Below are 19,783 nucleotides of genomic sequence, written 5' to 3'. Positions count from 1 at the left end.
GGGAGCCGATCCCACCCGCTGGGCGATGGCGCCGAGCCAAACAGCCGCCGTCCGGACAATCACGCCCAAACTCTGGCCTCCCTGGCAAAGCACGGCCAGGGCCGCGTGCCGGCAGCGAACTCACCGCTGAGCATCGCGGCGACCTGCCGGCTCCAGGTGCGGAGATCGATCAGCTCGAGCATCAGCTCCGCGATCGCGGCGAAGTTCAGGGACGTCGACCAGAGCCGGTTGCCCGACCGTACGGCGACGTTCAACAACGGCTTCGAGGGATCTTCGGTGCCGTCGAGACGTTGCAGCCAGGACGCTTCGACACCGGTCTTGGCCAACGAGTCGATGATCTTGTTCGGGTTCATGCAGACGGCGAAGAACATGCCGTCGGCGATGAGGCTGGCCGCGACCTCGGCCTCGATCGGGTAAATCGCCCAGGGTGGGCGCACGAGAGTACGACCGGCCTGGTCGATGCTCAGCAGCGTCAGCGTGTGCCTGGGGTTGTCGGCGCCGATGCGGCGGCGGACCCGGGCGAGTTCGGCGTCGAAGCGAGTGCCGAACTCCTCCGCGGTGTACCGGCCGGCGGCGGTGAATTGACTGGCCGCCACGACCGCGCGACCGGACGAGACCACGCCTCCGGCGATACCCGTCCGCGCATGCGCCAAGGCGAGAATGTCACGCAGGCCCGCCAAGTCGGTGCGGTAGTCGATGGTGGTGCGCACTGGTACGTAGCCGCTGGGCAACGTGCCGGTCTCGTCGGCGAGGACCTGCGAGGTGTCGGCCAGCAGCCGCTCCTGGGCAGGAACCCGATACCGCTGATTGGTCTTGATCTCGCGGAGCCAGGCCCAGCCTTCACGGTCGAGGACGGTGACGTCGCCGACACGGATGACGTTGGTCAGGTCGTGGTGCAGCACGAACTCCCGGTTCTCGCGCCACGCGGTCTCGATGACCTCCAGCTCTGCGGCCAGGCCGGTCTTGCCGTACATCGGGCCGGGAGCGTCGGCGCGCGACAGCGCCACGATGATGTTGCGCTGGTAGCCGAAGACTCTCCAGGCGAGTGCGTCCGCGATCGACTTGAGCTGGCGCCAGATCCGCTCGTAGACGTCGCTCTCCAATACCCAGGATCCCCGGTCGGTGCGGTCGAGGGCTGTGCCGAGTTCGGGCGCGTCAGCGGTGAGGCTGCGGTGCCTATCCAGGCGTTTGATCTGCTGGCTGATCGCAGCGCGACGCTGCTCGGTGTCGAGGACCATGCCGCGGAGCCGACTCTGGAAGTGGTACAAGTCCTCGGCAGAGCGGCAGGTGTGCAATGTCCGGATCAGATTGATCAAGGCGCGCAGGGTCTCCTGGTGTGCCGGATGCGTCAGGATGAGGTCGATCTGATCTCCGTCCGCACGATCCATCAACGTGGCGCGCACCGTGCCTCCTGCACTGCCGACGGGTTGGCATTCGCATCATCCGGACAGCTCACCGTATCGGCAAACTGTCGTACCCGGCACCGAGCATGTTCCTGTGCCTCTTCTCGCGATGGTCGATGACGTACGGACGGTCAGCACGTTGCTGTCCGACGAGCAATGGCAGTCGCTACGGACGGACGTTCGAGCGGGCCGGTGTTCCGTGCGGCTGCCGTACTGCGGTGCTGTGGCGTACCTGTATACGAGCAAGCTCGGTGTGCGACATTTTGCGCACAGGGAAGCGAGTGACTGCGCGAGCCATCCAGCCGAGACCGGTCAGCACCTGGACGCCAAGAACATCATCGTGCAGGCCGCTCGGGCAGCCGAATGGGACGCCGAACCGGAGGCCAGTGGAGAAAGCTGGGTCGCCGACGTTTTGGTCACCGGAGGGACCAGCAGGTTCGCATTCGAAGTCCAGTGGAGCGCGCAGACCCGGGACCAGTTCGAACACCGTCAGCATCGGTATGCCGCCGACCGTGTTTACGGAGTGTGGTTCACCCGGTACGAGCGCAGCGTCCCGCTTCCACGTCGCGACCTGCCCGTGTTCCACACTGCGTTCCGCGCACTCAAAGTGGTTGACTGCTTCGAGGCTTCGAGAGGAGATGCGGTTGATCCCCCGCACCCACATCCAGCTTGATCCAGCTTTTCCGCGAAATACACGGTTCTGGATGCCGGCGGAAGACGAAATCCATGAAGAGGGCATCGGGTTCTTCCGAGGCGTGTGGGCGATATTCGATGTGCCGTTGTCGGAAGCGGCCCAGGTGGTAGCCGACGAGCGAGCCGCGGCAACTGCAGTCGACGCTGCGACGGACGATGCTACGTCGTTCGAGTATTTCGCCCGGTTGATCGAAGCACACAACCCAGATTTCCCATCCGAGGATCCCGAGGATGAAGCGGGCATGGCCGCACTTGTCGAACATTGTGACGTCGCCTCGGTCAGTCTGTGCGGCCTTGAACTTGGGGTCGCCGGGTTAACGTATGCATTGGCGGCGACTGGGTGCGTACCGGCTGCCAGTTGCCGCAGTCACGCCGAGCGATCCTGGGCCGAGCGGCCGGTGGTTGTGGCCGCCATCGATCGGGCGCACGCGGACTGGTTGCAGCCGCTGGTTGAGCGCACGTCCTGTGGATTTGACCTCGATGACTTGCGTCCGCAGTTTTTGACTATCCATGCGCAGTCGATCAAGGAGATGATGGACTTGGCCGCGGCGCTTCTGGCCAAGGCTGAACATAATCCGCCACCGCCCCTGTGCTGGGAGCCGTCCTCGAATGATGAACAACCCGTGGAGGATAGCGTCGAAGTGGACCGGCAGCAGTCACTGTTCAACTGCTGAGCCTTTGGCGAGTCACCAGACGCCTACCACCCGGCAGCCTTACCCGTTGTAACCCTGGGATGTTCTTGGCCACTCGGATGATCCGCTCATGCGTAAGCGCGTCTCGCTGCCGCCCATGCGGCTTTGTCGACCGGCACGACGAGCAGCACGGACCCGATTCAGCTCGGGTTGGGCTGAGCAGGAATAACTGCGGGGTCCGCGGTAAGCGCTTGGAATACAGCTGCTGTTTCCAGGTCGGGAGTGCCGACGCGGCCGACGGAATGGCTAAAGGCCGTTAGCATTGCTTCGGCAAATGGGCTGTCTAGCGTCGCGATACGCCTCCACTCTTGTACTGCGTCAATCGGAAGCGAATGAACCTGCTCAAAATCAACCAGGAGATCAGGAATGTCGAGGTAGCGTGGTAGAAACCTGTAGCGCCTTGTGCCCCTCAGTGCGCCAGCCAGCTTTTCCTTTCTTATCTTGCCGATTCGAAAGTCGGCAACGACAGGTGAATCTGCAACAGTGTGTGCTCTGGCGAGGCGAACAGTAGACAGGTCGGATCGCAAGCGACCTCCGCCGCCTTCCACTGGGATCAGATCGCACGTCGGCGTCAGGACGAGCCAATACGCTTCCTCGTTCTCGAGCAGAAGGTCGCAGCAGGTCAAATGGTCGACCACCGGCGGATACAAATAGACGTGCGCGGCCGAGGCTTGGCCGACGCTCGTACCGAGCTTCCCCTGCAACTTGGTGGAAAGCTCAGCGACTGCGTGCTCCTTCATCCAGGCGGCCAGCCGGTTAACGAGCACCAAGACAAGCTCCTCGTGGTCGCGTACCCCCATCTCGTTCCAGTGCTGCGCGACAACGTCCCGCAGAAAGCTTCGGACTTCTCGGTCCACTATCTGGCCTAGAAGCCGCGTCACGGTGGGGATCGCGGATGCGAGGGCCTCGCGTACTACGCGTATCTCCTCTTCAGTCTCTCCCTTGAGCACCACACTGATAGCGGGAGGCTGCCCAAGGTCGCTGACAATTGCTGGCACAGCGGTACGAAACACAACGGGCACCCAGCGAACGCGCGCCACACGCTCGTACAAGCGCCTCCCTCGCTCCTCGTCGTCTTGCCCGTGCAGATTTTTCAGTCGTACGTCCAGAACGACCAAGTCGTAGGATTCTGTTTCGAGGCGTTGTTCAGCTTCGTCGAAGCTATCCAAAACCTCGATTTGCAGAGTATCGTCGAGGTCCTCCACGAGGATCAAGGCGAACTCCTCGGCGAGGTCCTTCTCGTCATCGACGATCAATATGCGTTCCCTTGGCATGTCAGCCAACCCTCCGCCGAAGTGTGGCACGGAAGGTGGCGCCGCCCAAAGGCCGTTCCGACAAAAGCTCCAACTCGCCACCATAAAAATCTTGCGTGATTGATCCAGCAATGCTCAAGCCGAGTCCCATGCCCTCCGGCCTTGTCGTGAAGTAGGGGTCGAAGACTATGTCGCGGTTGGCAGGGTCGACGCCGGGCCCGTTGTCGGCGACTACAATGGTCAGCGAGCCGTCGTCTTGCCGGTCAGTGCTGATCTGGATTATTCGTTCGCCGGGATCCCGAATGGTCGAGGACCAGTAGGCGGCGTTTCGCACCAGGTTGACAACAACCTGGATGATGTCGGCCTCATCAACGGTAACCGCTTGGTCCGTCCCGTCGATGGTTGCAGTCACTCCCTGCTGGTCGAGCTCTCCTTCGATGAGTTCAAGAGCCTTGCGTATTACGGACTGAATCTGCATTTTCCTGGGTCGTCCGCGTTTGCGGCCGCTGAGCGGTTCAATGCTTCGGAACAGACGCGACAGTGCCTCTCGCTGTGTCTGCAGGCCGGATGTGACGGGCTCCAGCGCCTTCTGCAGGTCGTCGTCACTAGCCTTTGACAATCGATCAAGGCGCCGAAGGAGGTAGGAAATTCGAGCGAGAGCGGTGTTGCCCTCGTGCAGAATCACGTCGACGAGAGCGCCAAGGCTTGCGAGCCTAGAAAACCGGGACAGGACCTCCTGCACCCGGCGGACGCCTGCTCCGAGCTCTTGCTCCGCTTCGTCGAGCGCCAAGTTGACATCCGGATCATTCGCCAAGGGGCTGCGTGATACTGCTTGACGAACGCCGTCGAGGCTAAAAGCGTCGAAGATGCCTCGCGATCGCCTTCGCTCGTCTTCCTCGGTCTCGCCGGTCCTACGCAAGCTGTATCGCCGCTGCTCGATGAGCGCGATCAGTGCGAGGAGGACCTGCCGTAGATCCTCGTACTGCGGGTTCTCTATCAGGCCGACCCGGTTAGCCTGGTCCCGTAGTTCGGGATTTTGCTCTGCGGTAGTGAATACGAAGCCTGAAACCTGGTTCTGTGATAGACGCAGTGTGGGGTTGTTGACGCGACGCAGGTCAAGGTTAAGCCAGTCTGCCCCCTGATCACCGTAGGGCTGCACACGAAAGCCGTCCCGGTAGAGGGCGATGCCCGAGTTACTGCGGATTACTTGTCGCACCTGGCTGACGTTGCCTGTGCCGACCTGAAGGTTGATCAGCTCGCGCAGCGAACTAGCTTCGAGGTCCCATGCTCGAATGTCGATCTGGAGCAGACCGCACGAATTGGCTACGGTTTCGGCTGGCCGTACCACCGTCTCGATTTGCTCTGGATGGCCGTCGCGGAGAGTCGTCTCGAAACTTAAGTGAGCCGCGCCATCTTCCTCCACGACCCCGAAGAGCCGATAAGTTGGTGTCGACAGGACAGGAGCGGCTCCGACGAAGCCTGACTTGTCGGGCTGTCCGTGGATATCAAGGTAGATGGAGAATTCGGGAACGGCGGGTACTTCGAGGTCTGAGGGTAGCGGTGGCGGGAGGAGCCGGCTCAGGGCGGCTCGTAAACCGTCTAGTTCTTCATCGGTCCAGTCATGCCGGAGCTGCTGTAGTCGGAGTAGGGTGCCATGGTGCCTTTGAGCGTGGCCAAGGGTCGAAACAATGCTGGATGGTACGGCATGCTCAGTGCTGAGCGATTTCTCTAATTGGCCTGCGTCCGCCTCGACACGGCTGAAAATCTGCTCTGCCTCGCCGTTCGGCCCAAAGCAGCTGGGCGGACCTACTTCCCATGTAAGAGGAACTTGGTCAAGGTACGCATCATTCTCAGTAAATCGACCCCAGTCGACTATTACGCGTATCTCGTTATCCTCTGCGCGGCGGGTCACCAATGTTGTGATGTTCGCGATCCTTGCAGCGGCGAATCTACCTAGGCCCTTAGCGCCTAGTACGCGGCGATTGCCGCTCTCGCTTAATGTGTTTTTTAGCCGATGTGCGGTTGCGATCTCAAGCCAAGACCCGCTGACGGTGGCCTCGGACATGCCGTGTCCGTCATCCCAGACGTCGACGGAACCTAGGCCCTGTGACAATGGGCCCACGAACCGGATTACGACAATGGAGGCGTCGGCATCGTAGGCGTTCTTTACCAGCTCGGTCAACGCGACCCGGTCGCTGGGAATCAAATCTTCACCGAGGTGCTGCATGAGACGGGCTCGGGGTCTTAAGAAGCCGTTGATAGCCACGAAATCTCCTCACGTGGTGCCGCTATAGGGCTAGTCGGCCTGACATACCTGAGATCACAGGTCCCCCCGGACGATCTTAACCGCTGCCTGATGACGCAATGGCGTGGCTCACTGCTTGAAGTCGCCCCGCGACGAGGTGTAGGAAGGATCACCTGGCATCGACGACCAGCGCGTACGGATTGGTCTTGTCCACCGTCACCCAGTGCATCAACTTGCCACCGGCCGGCACGGTGGTAGTTGGGGTGACCAGGTGGAACCCGATCGTGATTTTCTCGCCTTCGATGGCTTGGCCCTCACTCCCGGAGAGGCCGCCCTTTTCGACGGTCGGGTAGAGGATGATTGCTCCCGTGGAGGGGCCCCTGAGCGCGTCGGCTTCGGCATCAGGGGTTGGTGTGTCTAAACCGGCAATCCTTATCGCTGCGTTCCGGTGTCGTTCCTCGCTGAACACTCGGAACGAGGCGCTGGAAGAGGTGCGTTGGCGTTCGAAGATGCTGAAGGGCCCGTGTCCGGCGACGAGGCGTCGTGTGGTGGACCTCGTCTGCTGGGGCAGGAGCACGACCCACCGTGCGAGTTGGTCGTCGCTCAGGCGACGTAGCCAGGCGAGTTCGGGTTGGAAGGTGTCGTCGGCCAGCCACTTGAGGTTGCCGAGCACGTCTAGAAGTGCTGTGTGACTGACGACTGCCACCCCCGCCTCGTAGGTGGTTTTGGCGCGCGGCACCGCGAATTCGACGGATCGTTGGGCTGCGGCAGCGAGCAGGGGTTTCCACTGATCGAGGTTGTGCTTCATCTTGCTTGCGACAGAGGGGAAGGCCACGGGTTCCATGGGCTGGCCGGGTGAGCTCTTCAGGACGAGCTTGGCGTTCCACATCTTGTTGCGGCCGGTCGGGCGCAGGTCCGGTCGGTGCTGGGCGATGAGGGGTGGGATCTGCCGCGGGGTGAGCTGCTTCGTCCCGTCGGCCGGGTCCGCGTACTGGCGCAGTTCGCGACGGAGGAAGTCCTCGTCGCGGCAGGCGGCCTCGAACATGTCGTGCAGGTCTGGGGTGGTGTAGAGGCGGACCAGGTCTCGGTAGCCGGGTCGGAAGCCAAACCAGCGGCCCATCTGCATGAGGGTGTCGACCTGAGCCGTGGCGCGCCGGTAGTAGGTGACGGTGAGCCCTTCGACGGTAAAACCACGAGCAAGCTTGTTGCCGCCGACGAGGATGCGCCAGATCTCCCGCTGGTCGAAGTCGAGGCTCTCCTGCTGCCTCTCAAGGTCGGTGTCGCTGTTGACGACGATGACCGGGCTGCCGTTACGGTCGGCGGGGCTAATGAGTCTTAGCGCCTCGCCGATGTCGTCGCGCAGGTCGTCGAAGTCGGCCGGTGTAAGCAGTGTGGGTGCCTGCGCGCGAGATACGGGCAGGACGTCGGTGATGTACAGGTCGCGTAGCCGCGCCAATCCGGTAGGCCGGTAGTAACCGGCGGTGTTCCACAGGTGGCCGATCAACTCGGCTGTTTGCCGGTGGGAGTCTTTGCCCATTGCCTCGTGAACGAGCATGGTGTGGTGCCGGTAGGACATTCCGTGCCGTTGTCGGTACAACTTGAGGGCACCGGTGAGGACGAACATGTCCACGGCGCGGCGCAGTTCGCCGTCGTCGGGTTCATCGGCGAGGTACCGGATGTGGGCCCGTTCCTTCGAGGTGTCGAGGGGACGCTGTTCCAGGGGTAGTTCGGCGTCGAAGTCGTGGAAGTCCTCTGCGCCCATGTAGCCGGCGGGACGCGGCAGGGAGATGAGGAAGTCGCGGGGGAAGATGTCCTCGACGTCGGAGGGGTCGATGAACACGTTGGCGTACGGGGTGGCGGTGTAGCCGACGTACTGGGCGCGGGGCATCATTCGCAGCAGTTGCCCGATGAGCCGGTTGATCGCGGTGCGTTTTTTGCTGTCCTCCTTCCACTTCTTCGGGCTGACGGTGTTGACCGACGCCTGGTCAGACTCATCGTCGATGATGAGGACGGGCACCTCGCCGAGACGCTCACTGATGCGACCCAGGTCCGCCACCAGTGCTTCGAGGACGGAGGCGTTCTTCTTGGCGACAACGAGACGGGCGTCGCTGGTGTGAAGATTCGCTGGGTCAAAAAACTTCCGGTTACGCTCGCGTCCCCTGAACTCGAGGGCGGAGAAACCCATCTTGAGCCGCTTGTAGTCGCCAGCGTGGTTGCTCAGGCGGTGGATGTCGGGGTATCCGGCGTCGGAGGGTCGCCCCCCGTGTCGGACGAAGCGGTCGCCCTTCCAGTCGGGGTCGTTCTGGTACTCGTGGACCTTCTGGTCGTGGGGGGAGATCTCCCGTTCGATGTTCTCCCGACCGCACAGTTCGATGTCGAGACGCCGCTGGGTCTGTGCGCGCAGCATGTTCGTGGTGCCGGTGAGGACGATGACGAGTCGGTACCCGGCGTCAACGGCCTTGGCCACGACGCCGGTGAAATTGGCTGTCTTGCCGCTCTGGACGTATCCAACGACGAGGCCCTTGGCCTGGTACGCAACGGGTCGAGTCGGGTCGGACAGACGCCGGACGACCTCCTCGGTGGCCCTGTCGAGGTCAGCGACAGCGTCGGGGTTGCGCCACTTGTCGAGCAGGTAACGGTGATAGTGCGCCCAATAGAAGGTGCGCTCGGTGCGGCGTTGCGGGGTGCGCCACTCCTCCCAGTCGTCGGCGATGACGATGACCCCGTCTGCGACGGCGTAGGGGAACAGGTCGGCGATCAGGTCCGCCGTCGGGTCGTCGACGGCGAGCGCGGCCATCACCGCCGCGCGCCGTTCGGCGGTGTTGTGGCTGGTGCCATCGGTCCAAGGGGCGCTGCTCTGCTCATGGTCCCACCCGGCCAGCGTGTGTGCGATCTGCTGGCGTAGGGCATCTTCAGGTCCGGCGTCGCGCAGGTGGGTCAGAAGCGCGGAGCCGTTGGCAATGTCGGGGGCGTCAGCGCCCAGCATGGCGGCCAAGGCGTGCAGACGCTTGGGGCCTGTGCGCTGCATGGCGGCTAGCGCCGCGCTGTATGCGGTGGTGACGATGTCGCTCATGGCAGTTCCCGTTGTCCCCTCGCGAGTACGTCGGTCAGGATTTGCGGCGTCTCATCGCCGCTGAGCCCGGTCACGTCCAGCCGGTAGCGGATGTCGGTCACGCGGGTGCCGTCGACGCCGGCCTGAGCAAGCAGCTGCGGTGTTAGGCGGGGAAACGCTTCGGTGACCGCAAATGCCTGAGGACGGGTTCGTAGTCGCCAGCGACGCTGGCAGGTGGCCGTGTACCGGTCACGCCAGCCCGAGGCTTGCAACAGACCGTCGAATTCGGTGTGCCGGGTCGTGGTGGGCAGAAGGGCACGGGCTCTGTTGATAAGTTCCGGGAGGGAACAACCGCCGCTACCCGCCGCGGTGATCTGCAGGGACACCAGCCAGAGCGGCCGGTCGCCGGTCGCGACCATCTGGGTCAGCGAGGAGATCCAGTGCGCGCGCCGCTCCGACGTCGTGGTCTTGACCTCGACGTCGTGCTCGTCCAGCCCGAAATCGTGTTCCTCGGCCTGCCCGCCGCGCCATGCCGTCAGTGCGGCGTCCGGCCCGACGACGTGCACGAGGCCTGCGAGGAACAGCAGTTCTCCGACAAGCCCGGTTTCCCTTTCCTGCGACAGGACATCCTCCGTCTGCAGGAGGTGGCCCAAGCGACGCAGGGTCTCGGCGAGCGCGGCAGTCAATGTCTGCTGATCTAGCTGGACTCGATCGGCTACAGCGCACAGCAGCGGGTAGGCGTCAACGAAAAGGCGCGGATCGGTGACGGCGATCTCGATCATGCGTTGTCCGTCGTGGTGGACGGTGTGCGCGGTGAGGTGTTCGAGGCCGGCTGGTGGAACCTCGTGGGGCGTGGCAGGCCCGCGTAGCCCGATGCGGGAGGCGTGAGGGTCGACGAAGAGCACGAGCCGCGGCGATCCCGGGATGGGATGGTCGATCGGGGCCCGGGTGCGCAGGTAGGCGTTGAAGCTGTCGGTGCTGAGGTGACGGTCTGCTGCTGTGGTCACTGGCGGGCCTCGAAGGTCGACTTCTCTGCCTTGGCCGCCGCGGTCAGGATCTCCTGCCAGAGCTCGATGTTGTCCTTGTCGCGCGCACCGAAGTGTGAACCCTCGAAGACGTTGCCGGCGAGAAGGAACAGCGCGGCCTTCAGCACCGGTAAATCGTTGCTTCCGCCGCGACGTCCACCGAGTAGAGCCTGCCGGTATGTCCGGTTTAGCCACAGAGTCCTGGTGTCGCGGTCAAACTCAAGGAACGCGTCCGTGGTGAACCGCTTCCACTGGATGTTTACGGGGTCCTCGTGCAGCAGGGGTAACTCGTCGCGGATCTCGCGGGTGACCTTCGGATGGAAACCCTTGCCGGGTGGTATCGCGGCACTGCGTCGTGCGGTCCTGCGGCGATTGGCGGTTGCCCACGCCGCCTCGGCCACCTGGAGGTAGTCGGTGATTGTGGTTCCGTCGTCGGCCTGGGCAGTGGCAACAGCGGGGGCGAAGCGGGGGCCGGCGGACACCCGCGACTTCTCGGGGTTCATCACGAACATTCCCGCTGTGTCACCATCGATATCGATGCGAACGCGAGCGAGCTGGAGCCGAGCGTCAGGCGCGTGAATGCCCTCCCACCCTCCGGCGTGCAGGAGCCGACCCCGGCGGTAGAAGTAGAGGCCCTGCCGCGTCTCCGCCCCGCCGGGGAGTCGGTACTCGGGCGTGTTGGAGCGGCGCGACCAGATGTGACAGTCAAGGACAATCTTCGCCCCCTCGATCGGCGCCTTGAGCTGTTTCGGCCAGCCGGGCAGGGTCTCGGCGTAGGCGAAGGGGTCGATCGGCGCGACCGGGTGACGTACCCCGGCGCCGAGGTCGGCGTCCTCCACGTCGATGACGATCCGCACGCCACGGTCGACGAGGATGCGATGGAAGGTCAGGCCGAGGTGCCCCTGCAGATGCGAGATCGTGCGACTCAGGAACTCGTCGACCTGCTCCGGGTCATCTGTCGAGGGGAATCCATTGACGCTGTCCCACCGCACGACGGTGCCCGACTGGCCGGTCGGGAGCTGCCAGTCGCGGTCAATTTCGGCGGCGGCGAACGCCTCCGGAACAATGTCGCATTCGAAGGTCTGGCGACCGGCGTCGAGCTGCCAGCGCCGTCCGACCGGTTCCGACCCGGCGGCACGCGAGAGCACGCTGAGACTGGCCGCCTGACTGAACGATGCCGCCTTCAACCCGAGGCCGAAGTGGCCGAGATCCTCTCCCGTGTAGCGGCGTTGTCCGCCGATCGTCATCGCGTCGTCGATGCTCTCGGGTGCGATGCCGCGACCGTTGTCGACGACGTAGAGGCCGACCAGGCGGGCGTTGCGTTGGACGAACCGGATGAGGATGTCGGTCGCGCCGGCGTCGATGGAGTTGTCCACCAGGTCGGCCAGGGCGGTCTCCAGCGAGTGGTTACGACCGAGGGCGTCCAAGGCTCGTGGATCGGGTGGTAGCTCCACCGATCCCTCGGTGGGAACCTCCTGGAACCAGACGGACATCTACCGCTCCCGATTCATTGACCGGCGGTGCCGGCGAAACCTTCAGAATCCGCTGACTGGACGAAACCCGTTACGTCGGCCGCGACGCATGGCCTCCAGAGCGGTGCCTACGTGCTTGCCGGCGGGATCCCATCCCTGGTCGATGGCTTGGGCGATCTCTGCTGCGGACCTGCGGTGCTCGGCGTCGAGGTGCCCGCTTTCGGCGCCCCAGGCGGCGAGGTCGGCCCAGTCGGTCGCGGTGGTGCCCCTGATCAGGTCCATGTCGGGGCCGTAGGTGTCGATGTCGACGAGTTCCGCCGCGAGCGGCGCCGGCGTGGTCCAGTCGAGATCCTGTACGGCGGTCCAGCACTCCGGCCTCTTGGTCCACTCGCCGACGTTGGTGCGGCCCTCGGGCGGGGACGTGATGATCTTGTGCACGAGCAGGGAGAGGTCGGCGACGGCGTCCTGCAGGGCGGGGGTGAGGTCCTGTGTCCGCCAGATGCGGTCCAGGTCGATTCTTCCCCCCGTCCCCTGGACCAGTTTCGCGACGGTGTAGGTGACGATGTTCGCCTTGTAGCCGCCGAAGTTCTGCCTGGCGACGAGCTTGTCGACCTTGCGGAAGAGGATCGCCTTGGCCACCAGGTGCCGGCAGAACTGCTTGTCCACGGCAGGGGGCTGCTCTTCAAGGCGTTGCGAGAACAGGGTGAAGTTCTTTTCCGCACCCAGGCTGACCAGGTGTGGTTCCTTGGCCCAGGAGTGTTCGAACTTGGCGAGGTCCGACTTGGTGAACTTCTGGGCGGGCGGGTTGGCTGCCTTGAACACCTTCTGCCGGGCAGGCGTGCCCTCACGGGTCAGGGCATTGGCGTACTGGCCACGGGCGCGTTCGTAGAACCAGTGGGTGTCGTGGGGGTGTGAGGCGCTGGGTGGCGCCCACAGGGTCCGCATGATGCGCTCAACGTCCACGTGGAACGCGCTGTTCGCCTTCAGGTCCGAGGCGGTGACGCGATTCTGGGTGTTCGAGTAGGCCGAGATCTGCGGAACGATGTCGTCGAGGCGGTCCGGCGATACGACCGTCAGCTTCATCTGCACGTGCGCCGCGTCAACGTCCACCTTGTTGCGGTGGGCGTGGTGGATGGTTGCGGTGGTCTGCCCGCCGTTGACGATCTGAAGATTGTGGATGCGACGAATCACCCGCTGCCCCGACGGGGCATCCTCGAAGTCCACCCTCGACGCGGTGGCCGCGATGCCGTTGTTGTAGGCAAGAAACCGCTCTGGGTTACCTCTGAGGGTGTCGAGGATCCCTCGGTTGACCGCCCCACGCACTTGCAGGAACGAGCGGACGTTCAGCTCCAAGAGCCTGGCACCGTGTGTCGAGTACAGGTCGGCGAGGCCGCGGGCCGGCACGATGGCGAGGAGGACCGAGTAGTCCTCGTCCGTGCGCGGGGTGGCCAGGCAGGGCAGACCTGCGGGAAACTCCGCCACGATCGGTTCGGCCTTGTTGCCGGACGCCGACCAGTTCGCCAGCCGGCGCAGGTCCCACAACTCCCGGGTGACGTGCCGCCCCTCGAACAACATCGGCGGAACGCCGTCGCGCGCGACGCAGCGTGCGTTGGTGACCAGCACCAGACGGACCGACTCGACCCTGCCGAACTTCTCCGCGACGGCTTCACACATTCCGGCCACCTCGGAGGACCGGTCCCGCCTTGCCATGGTGCCTCGCACGCAGCGAGACAGGAAGTTCTCCAAGCGCCGGAACGCCGCCTCGACGTCGGCACGCCCGATCTTGTGGTCGTCGTCGGCGCGGGGACTGTAGTAGGTGAGGAACAGGTCCAGCGACCGGTCGTCGGACGCGGCACCGTAACCGCTGACCTCGACACCGTGGTCCTTGAAGTGCACAGCCACGGCATCCTCGGTGTGCCCGTCGGCGGCCAACTGGTCGAGCATCAGTTGGGTGAATGCCTCGGGGAGGTCGCAACCCTCGATCTCAGCCTGGGCTCTGACGTCCTCGATCAGGCCGTGCGCGTAGGCACCGACGTCCGGTTCAGCCACGCGGCACCCTGTGCCGCAGGACGCAGGCACAGTGCAGCGGGCCACACGTCCCGGGCGGATTCGTGAGGGGCATGCAGTTCTCCGGAGGATCGCTCGGCACGTGCGGTGACAGTACGCGCCGACTCGGTCGCTGATGGCACCAACTCTCCACGATAAGGACAGGACCGACAAGACCCACTGGGCCGAGGCATGGTCACCGCATCGGTCCTGATCCGGGTCAGCCGAACCAACCACCTCGGGTGCGATCGGAGGCCGACGAATCTTGTGGTCTCGTCAGGGTCGACGAGCCCGTGGCGATAACGCGGAGCCGCCGGACGCGTGGCGTCGGACCGCAGAGGTAACCTGCGCAGTGCGTTCTTGCCGATCAGGAGGTGACTAGGGTGACGGACGATGCCGTCGAACGACGTCGGGCGGGCTACGGCGTCAAGCTCGTACGTGGCCCGTTCGTGCGCCTGACACCACACCCTCAGGCGTGCAAGGACGATGACGAGTTCCTCCGCTTCGCGGCGGCGTGCCGTGATCGCGGCGAGCGGCTGGCCGCGGACCTGTTCTGCGGTGCCGGTGGCCTGAGCCTGGGTCTGACCGAGGCGGGGTTCCGTGTGGTCCTGTCGGCCGACCGCGACCTCGAGTCCGTCGAGACGCACCGACACCACAACCCGGGCCTCACCCTCGACTGCGACCTTGGGGAATCCGCCAATGTCAGGCGGATCGCCACCTTGGTCAAGGAAGCGGGGATCGAGTTGCTTGCCGGTGGTCCGCCGTGTCAGCCCTTTTCCCGGGCGGGCCGCTCACTGATCCGTCACCAAGTCCGCCATGGCCTCCGGCCCGCCCACGACGAACGCCGGGACCTCTGGCGTTCGTTCCTGGAAGTGATCCAGCTGGCCAGACCGGCCGCCGTGATCATGGAGAACGTCCCCGACATGGCACTCGACCGGGAGATGTTCATCCTCCGCACCATGGTCCACGAGTTGGAGTCCATCGGTTACGCGGTCGAGGAACGAGTTGTGGACACCCTGCGCTACGGCGTGCCGCAGTTCCGCCAGCGGCTGATCTTGGTCGCACTGCGAGACGGGGTCGCCTTCGACTGGCCGGAGGAGGTACCGGACCGGGTATCGGTATGGAACGCGATCAGCGACCTACCCGAGGTCGAGGGCGGCTGGCGGCCCGAGGGTGGGGCGGACGGCTGGACGGATTACGCCGGTCCGAAGTTTGCCTTTCAGAAGCACATGCGCAGGGGTGTCGCACCGTCGGACGCGGGCAAGGTCTTCGACCACATCACCCGACCCGTTCGCGAGGATGACCTGCGCGCTTTCGACATGATGGACGCCGGCACCAGGTACTCGGACCTGCCGGAGGACGTCAAGCGCTACCGCGACGACATCTTCGACGACAAGTACAAGCGCCTGAGCGAGGACACCTACTCCCGCACCATCACCGCGCACATCGCCAAGGACGGCTACTGGTACATCCATCCCCGACAGGACCGAACGCTGACCGTGCGTGAGGCCGCGCGGCTGCAGACCTTCCCCGACCGGTTCCGCTTCGCCGGCCCGCCGTCGGCGGCGTTCCGCCAGATCGGCAACGCCGTACCCCCGGCGCTCGGCACCCAGCTCGGACGCGCCGTCATGACGGCGCTGGACGCCCTGAGGCCAGCCCCCTACCGCAGCCACGACATCGCCCAGGCCCTCGCCACCTGGTTCGACGGCCTAGGCGAGCCGACCCTTCCGTGGCTGCGCGCCCGGACGCGGTGGCAGGTCATCTCCGCCGAGATGCTCCTCGACCGGGCGGCACCCGAGCAGATCCGAATCCTCTGGTCACTACTCGAACGATGGGAGCAGCCGCAGGACACCGTTGACGCCGGCGACGAACTTCTCGAGATCGGGCGGTGGGTCAACCGCGAGCACCGAGCCGAGCGGCTGCTCGAACTGGCGCGCACGCTCACGTCGCTACCCGACCCGCTCGACGACGACAAGATTCAGAGTCTCCGCGGGGTCGACGCTTCGGTAATCGACCTCGCCGTCCTCGCGATCCCGACCCGCGGCGAGGACGACGCGGAGGAGCCTGTGCTGATCACCAAGGGCACCCACCGCGTCGCCGCCCGCTTCACCGGCGAGCACGTCGAACGAAGCCACAGGATGACCGCTGGGCGTCTGGCAGTCGCCCGGATGATCGGCGATGACACCAACGCACGGCGAGCGCACCTGGGACTCATCGAGCTGGCAACCTCCGTATGCCGCCCCGCCGACCCCGCCTGTCCCCGCTGCCCGTTGAACAAGACGTGCAGCGAAGCTGCCAAATGGGGCAGTCGGACCGCGCGGCAGCGGGTGATCAGTCCCTGAAGCCGAGCGCGGCGGCGACGTCAGGTGCCTCAGCCCGCAACATCGCCCCGATACGCTGCAGGGCCGCATACTCGCCGGCACGCATTGCTGCGGCCCGCAGCGCCAAACCGACAACTGGCATGGGCGGCGCCGCCCCGGACGCCTCACCGCGAGACAAGGCGGCCAATTGCTCGGAGCCTGCCTTCGAGCCCTCGGCGGCACTGCGCGAGTTCTTGCGGTAGGCGTCGTCCGCACGCATACACAGCTCGTGAACGGGACGTTCGATCAGCTGACGCAGCTGCGGCGGCATCGCCACCCTGATCTTCGCCACGTTGATGTTGAACACCACGTCAAGGTCCGTGTCGAAGTCCAGTGCTACCCGCGCGAGCTTCGTGTGCTCGTCGATGCCCCGCATCCCGTTCCAGCCGCCCCACTGGACCAACCGCTGGGCGCGGTAGATGTATAGGCCCTGCTGACGGTTCCAGTTCAGCGGGCCCGACAGCCGCTCGAACTCCGCCTGGGACGTGAACTGATCGCGAGACGGCAGGACGTACCGCTGTAGTGCCACCGTGCCGGCGGCTTCACCGACTGTGACCTCGAAGCGCAGCGGAGGAAGCACCTCGCGGGCGGGCTCGTCTGGAGCAAATGGGTTCCACGGCCGGACCTTCTCGCCGTTGATCGTGATTACGAGACCACCGCCAACCTCACCCTCGAGGAAACGGTGGAAGACCGTACCCAAATGGTCTGCCGTCCTGCCTGCCAGCGCCTCCAGTCGGCGACGCGCCCAGCCGCCCTCAGGCTTACGTTCCGGCAAAACGCGGTCGAGACCGCGCCAGAGCACAGCGGTCCCTCCCGTGTCCGCCACCGTCTCGCGGGCTCGGGCGACCCGATCGTCGTCTGCCGGTTCGGCGATGACCCAGTCGTCCACCTCGGCGATCAGGTCAAGATCGATCATTCGCGAGACAGTGCGGGCCGTGGCCGCTCTCCTGCGGCTGACCACCGTCAGGGACCGGCACTGCGACAGAGAGGCAGTCTTCAACCCCAGCCCGTACCGACCGAGATCACCGCGACCGTAGTCGCGTCGGCTGCCGTAACGCATCGCTTCCAACAGACCGTTGGCACTCATACCCTCGCCGTCGTCGGCGATCATCACCCACGAGTCGGAACCATCGAACACGACGTCAATCTCGACCCGACTCGCGCCCGCAGCAACGCTGTTGTCCACCACGTCAGCCACAGCAGTCGGAAAGTCGTAACCGATGTCACGCAGCGAGTCGGTCAACCGCGCAGCAGACGGCGCCACGCTGTACAGGTTTCGCACGCTCACGACGCTTCCTCCGTTCGACAACGACGACGGGGACCAGGATGTCACACTCCTGCGCGACCCACCTCACGGGACGCACAGCGATGCGCCTTAAGCCCAACTTTTTGACGCGGAAAGGCAGGGCGGTTGAGCGGTCGCCTGCGCGCGACCTGGGATGAGATTCCGGTGAACTTTGCCTGCCCTCGGCAGAATGCATCGAAGCTTTCAGATGCATGAATGACGGGCGCCTCCCCTCGACACGCGCACCAGATTAGAACAGGGGTACGACCAGAGCGCTCGGCTGGGACCAGTCATACGGACCGCGGTGGATGGACGAACAGCGAACCGGGCCGCATCCGGCTTGCCACCCGCAGGTGGAACAGGTGTGCAGCGTCCGGAACGCAGGACGCGGCCAAGTCACCCAGAGGCGAGGTTCTGACCGGCGGCCGTCCGGGCGGCTGGACTCACGGGGGTGGTGTCCGCGCACGACGGGCCACGCACCTCGACAACAACCCGACGCGCCGCCTCTTCAACCCCTCGCCGCACCTCGCACTCCCACACCCTGACCACTCGCCAACCGGCCTCGATCAACTCGTTGTCGACCCGGTCATCACGGGCCCTGTTCGTGGCGATCTTCGTCCTCCACCTCTCGGCGTTGGGGCCACGGAATCGGGAGGGTCCGTGCTGCGGACATCCGTGCCAGAAGCACCCGTTCACGAACACCGCGACGCGCGGACCGGGGAACACGAGGTCCGGCCGGCAACGGTTGAAGAGGGTTCGGCCCAGGCGAAATCGGAGACCCAGGGCGTGCACGGCGCGGCGCAACGCCATTTCGGGTGCGGTGTCCCGTGTACGCCGTCCTCGCAAATGAGATCCCTGGGCTGTGGCCACCCAGGCTCGAGAACCTTCCCGAGACGGCGGGGAGCCGCCGCCGTCGGCACTCGTCATCACAATCGCCTCATCGGTATCTCGGTAGAGGGCCACCCGGCTCCACAGCCAGCTCTCACCCTGTTTACCAGTACCCACTGGCGTCGACCGACGCCGACGGAAGGCCCGGATGCAGCTCACTTCGAACGCATACCTGGTGATTCCCTGCGGTCGAGGCCCTCGACTGCAGGGGAGACGACGCTGCCTGAGTCCTGGCTCGCCGCCTATCCCAACGATGACGCGGGCGCTGGTCGACGGCCAGGTGATTCTCGGCGCCGTCGCGCGGGCGGTCCGGCGCTGGCCCGACGTTGAGGAGACGACGATTGATCAGGCCAGGTCCACGGCCCGGTCCTAGATGCGGACAATCGCTGGCGGATCTTGCCGGTCAGGTCGGGTGTCGTCCTATGCGGCCGCCGGTGTCGAAAAGAATGGCCGAGGAGATCCCTGCGGGAGCCTGTCCGCCACTGGTTGTGCAGGCGAGGTGGTGAACCAGCCACGAAATCCGCCCGGCCCATTTGTAGCCACGGCGGCGCGTCCGTGCGTCCGCTGGGGCGCAGGCGAGGTGGCGGCTGACCGCGCTGGCCGGGCGAGGTTCATGGCTCGGCGGGCGGTGCGGGCGGCGGCGCACATGCCGCGCTGGCCGGTGCACTGCAGGTTGCGGCAGTTGCCGTGGTTGTCGGGTTGGTGGGCGGCGGTGACGTCGAGGGCGAGCCGCCACAGGAGTGGGTCGGTCACGTCGCCGGGGATCACGGCGAGCAGGCTGAGGCGTTCACGAGGCATGGTGAAGTCCCTTTCGTCGACGGTCACGTCGTCCGGCACGGACTAGCGGACGGACGGTGGACACGATCGACGCTCACCTTTGCCCAAAGATCAAGTCGTCCGGCCTCTTCGGCCTTCCGGCTGGCGGCGCGAAGGTTGCTGTGACGTCAGCTACAACTGTCACTTTTCAGCGATGGATGTCACTGCGGCTGATCCGCCGCTCCGGCCCGGGGGTAGGAATTCACTGAAGGTTGATCGCCGGGTTCTGCCGGCCGGAGTCGGCGGCGGTCGCGTGAAGACGTTCGCCACTCACAGCAACTCAGAGCGGCGTGCCGCCAGTGCGGGCGCGGGCGCTGTCGCCGGACAGCGTGGCTGACAGACTCTGACAGTTCCCGATCGAGGCGCAGTTCGCTTCCGGTCGCCTCGGTGCGCGCCCATTCGGGCGGGTGACGGTTACCGGGCCGGCGAGCTGGCGGGTGGGGGTGGTTCGGCGGCGTTCGGCGGCCTGCAGTCGACGTGGACCGGGGCGGCAAGATCACCTGGCACGGCCCGGGGCAGCTCGTCGGTTACCCGATCCTGCGGCTGCCCGACC

The 19,783-nt window shown here is 65.1% G+C and carries 12 protein-coding genes and 1 pseudogene; 4 read left to right on the top strand and 9 right to left on the bottom strand.

Going from position 1 to position 19,783, the window contains the following annotated elements:
• Positions 1–59: 59 nt before the first annotated feature.
• A complete protein-coding gene (locus ABZU53_RS28680) occupies positions 60–1,403 on the bottom strand; it encodes a hypothetical protein (RefSeq protein WP_355068588.1) in 1,344 nt (447 codons plus the stop codon).
• On the opposite strand from ABZU53_RS28680, the gene ABZU53_RS28675 reads away from it, so the two are divergent.
• Together ABZU53_RS28675 and ABZU53_RS28670 are read left to right on the top strand one after the other, a co-directional pair.
• Positions 1,393–2,076 carry a hypothetical protein gene (locus tag ABZU53_RS28675; protein WP_355068586.1) on the top strand — a complete coding sequence of 228 codons (684 nt, stop codon included), beginning with the start codon at positions 1,393–1,395 and terminating at the stop codon, positions 2,074–2,076. The two genes, ABZU53_RS28680 and ABZU53_RS28675, sit on opposite strands and share 11 nt — an antisense overlap.
• Entirely contained in the window at positions 2,048–2,770 is a 723-nt protein-coding gene (locus ABZU53_RS28670; RefSeq protein WP_355068584.1) for a hypothetical protein, read from the top strand. Before ABZU53_RS28675 ends, ABZU53_RS28670 begins: the two co-directional genes overlap by 29 nt.
• A gap of 158 nt (positions 2,771–2,928) precedes the next feature.
• On the opposite strand, the gene ABZU53_RS28665 is transcribed toward ABZU53_RS28670, so the two are convergent.
• From ABZU53_RS28665 to ABZU53_RS28640, 6 genes are all read right to left on the bottom strand, one after another.
• Positions 2,929–4,044 carry a response regulator gene (locus ABZU53_RS28665; RefSeq protein ID WP_355068583.1) on the bottom strand — a complete coding sequence of 372 codons (1,116 nt, stop codon included), beginning with the start codon at positions 4,042–4,044 and terminating at the stop codon, positions 2,929–2,931.
• Positions 4,045–4,063: 19 nt separating this feature from the next.
• Positions 4,064–6,307 carry an ATP-binding protein gene (locus ABZU53_RS28660; protein WP_355068581.1) on the bottom strand — a complete coding sequence of 748 codons (2,244 nt, stop codon included), beginning with the start codon at positions 6,305–6,307 and terminating at the stop codon, positions 4,064–4,066.
• 148 nt (positions 6,308–6,455) lie between these two features.
• On the bottom strand, positions 6,456–9,359 hold the full coding sequence (locus tag ABZU53_RS28655) for a Z1 domain-containing protein (RefSeq protein ID WP_355068579.1): 2,904 nt from the start codon (positions 9,357–9,359) through the stop codon (positions 6,456–6,458).
• Positions 9,356–10,345 (bottom strand): PD-(D/E)XK motif protein, encoded by a 990-nt coding sequence (locus ABZU53_RS28650; protein WP_355068577.1) that lies wholly within the window; start codon positions 10,343–10,345, stop codon positions 9,356–9,358. The genes ABZU53_RS28655 and ABZU53_RS28650 overlap by 4 nt, the downstream gene beginning before the upstream one ends.
• Positions 10,342–11,856, bottom strand: coding sequence for an ATP-binding protein (locus tag ABZU53_RS28645; RefSeq protein WP_355068575.1), 1,515 nt, complete (start codon positions 11,854–11,856; stop codon positions 10,342–10,344). The genes ABZU53_RS28650 and ABZU53_RS28645 overlap by 4 nt, the downstream gene beginning before the upstream one ends.
• A 42-nt stretch (positions 11,857–11,898) precedes the next feature.
• Entirely contained in the window at positions 11,899–13,914 is a 2,016-nt protein-coding gene (locus ABZU53_RS28640) for an AIPR family protein (RefSeq protein ID WP_355068573.1), read from the bottom strand.
• Between the two features lie 350 nt (positions 13,915–14,264).
• Between ABZU53_RS28640 and dcm the strand changes: the two genes are divergently transcribed.
• Positions 14,265–16,223, top strand: coding sequence for a DNA (cytosine-5-)-methyltransferase (gene dcm, locus ABZU53_RS28635; RefSeq protein ID WP_355068571.1), 1,959 nt, complete (start codon positions 14,265–14,267; stop codon positions 16,221–16,223).
• On the opposite strand, the gene ABZU53_RS28630 is transcribed toward dcm, so the two are convergent.
• On the bottom strand, positions 16,213–17,529 hold the full coding sequence (locus ABZU53_RS28630; RefSeq protein ID WP_355068569.1) for an ATP-binding protein: 1,317 nt from the start codon (positions 17,527–17,529) through the stop codon (positions 16,213–16,215). The genes dcm and ABZU53_RS28630 overlap by 11 nt on opposite strands.
• A gap of 393 nt (positions 17,530–17,922) precedes the next feature.
• The gene (locus ABZU53_RS28625; protein ID WP_355068616.1) at positions 17,923–18,453 is read right to left on the bottom strand and encodes a very short patch repair endonuclease; all 531 of its coding nucleotides are present in this window, start codon (positions 18,451–18,453) and stop codon (positions 17,923–17,925) included.
• 1,242 nt (positions 18,454–19,695) lie between these two features.
• On the opposite strand from ABZU53_RS28625, the pseudogene ABZU53_RS28620 reads away from it, so the two are divergent.
• Positions 19,696–19,783: pseudogene (locus ABZU53_RS28620) on the top strand (lipoate--protein ligase B); the annotation flags it as partial.

It is taken from the genome of Micromonospora sp. NPDC005194 (genome assembly GCF_040608335.1).
Classification (GTDB): domain Bacteria; phylum Actinomycetota; class Actinomycetes; order Mycobacteriales; family Micromonosporaceae; genus Micromonospora.
This window is presented reverse-complemented; position numbering and strand designations above follow the sequence as displayed.

Bases quoted from the DNA above. Each gene is read 5' to 3' on its own strand.
- ABZU53_RS28655 (WP_355068579.1), bottom strand. From the start codon at position 9,359: ATGAGCGACATCGTCACCACCGCATACAGCGCGGCGCTAGCCGCCATG.
- ABZU53_RS28645 (WP_355068575.1), bottom strand. From the start codon at position 11,856: ATGTCCGTCTGGTTCCAGGAGGTTCCCACCGAGGGATCGGTGGAGCTA.
- ABZU53_RS28625 (WP_355068616.1), bottom strand. From the start codon at position 18,453: ATGACGAGTGCCGACGGCGGCGGCTCCCCGCCGTCTCGGGAAGGTTCT.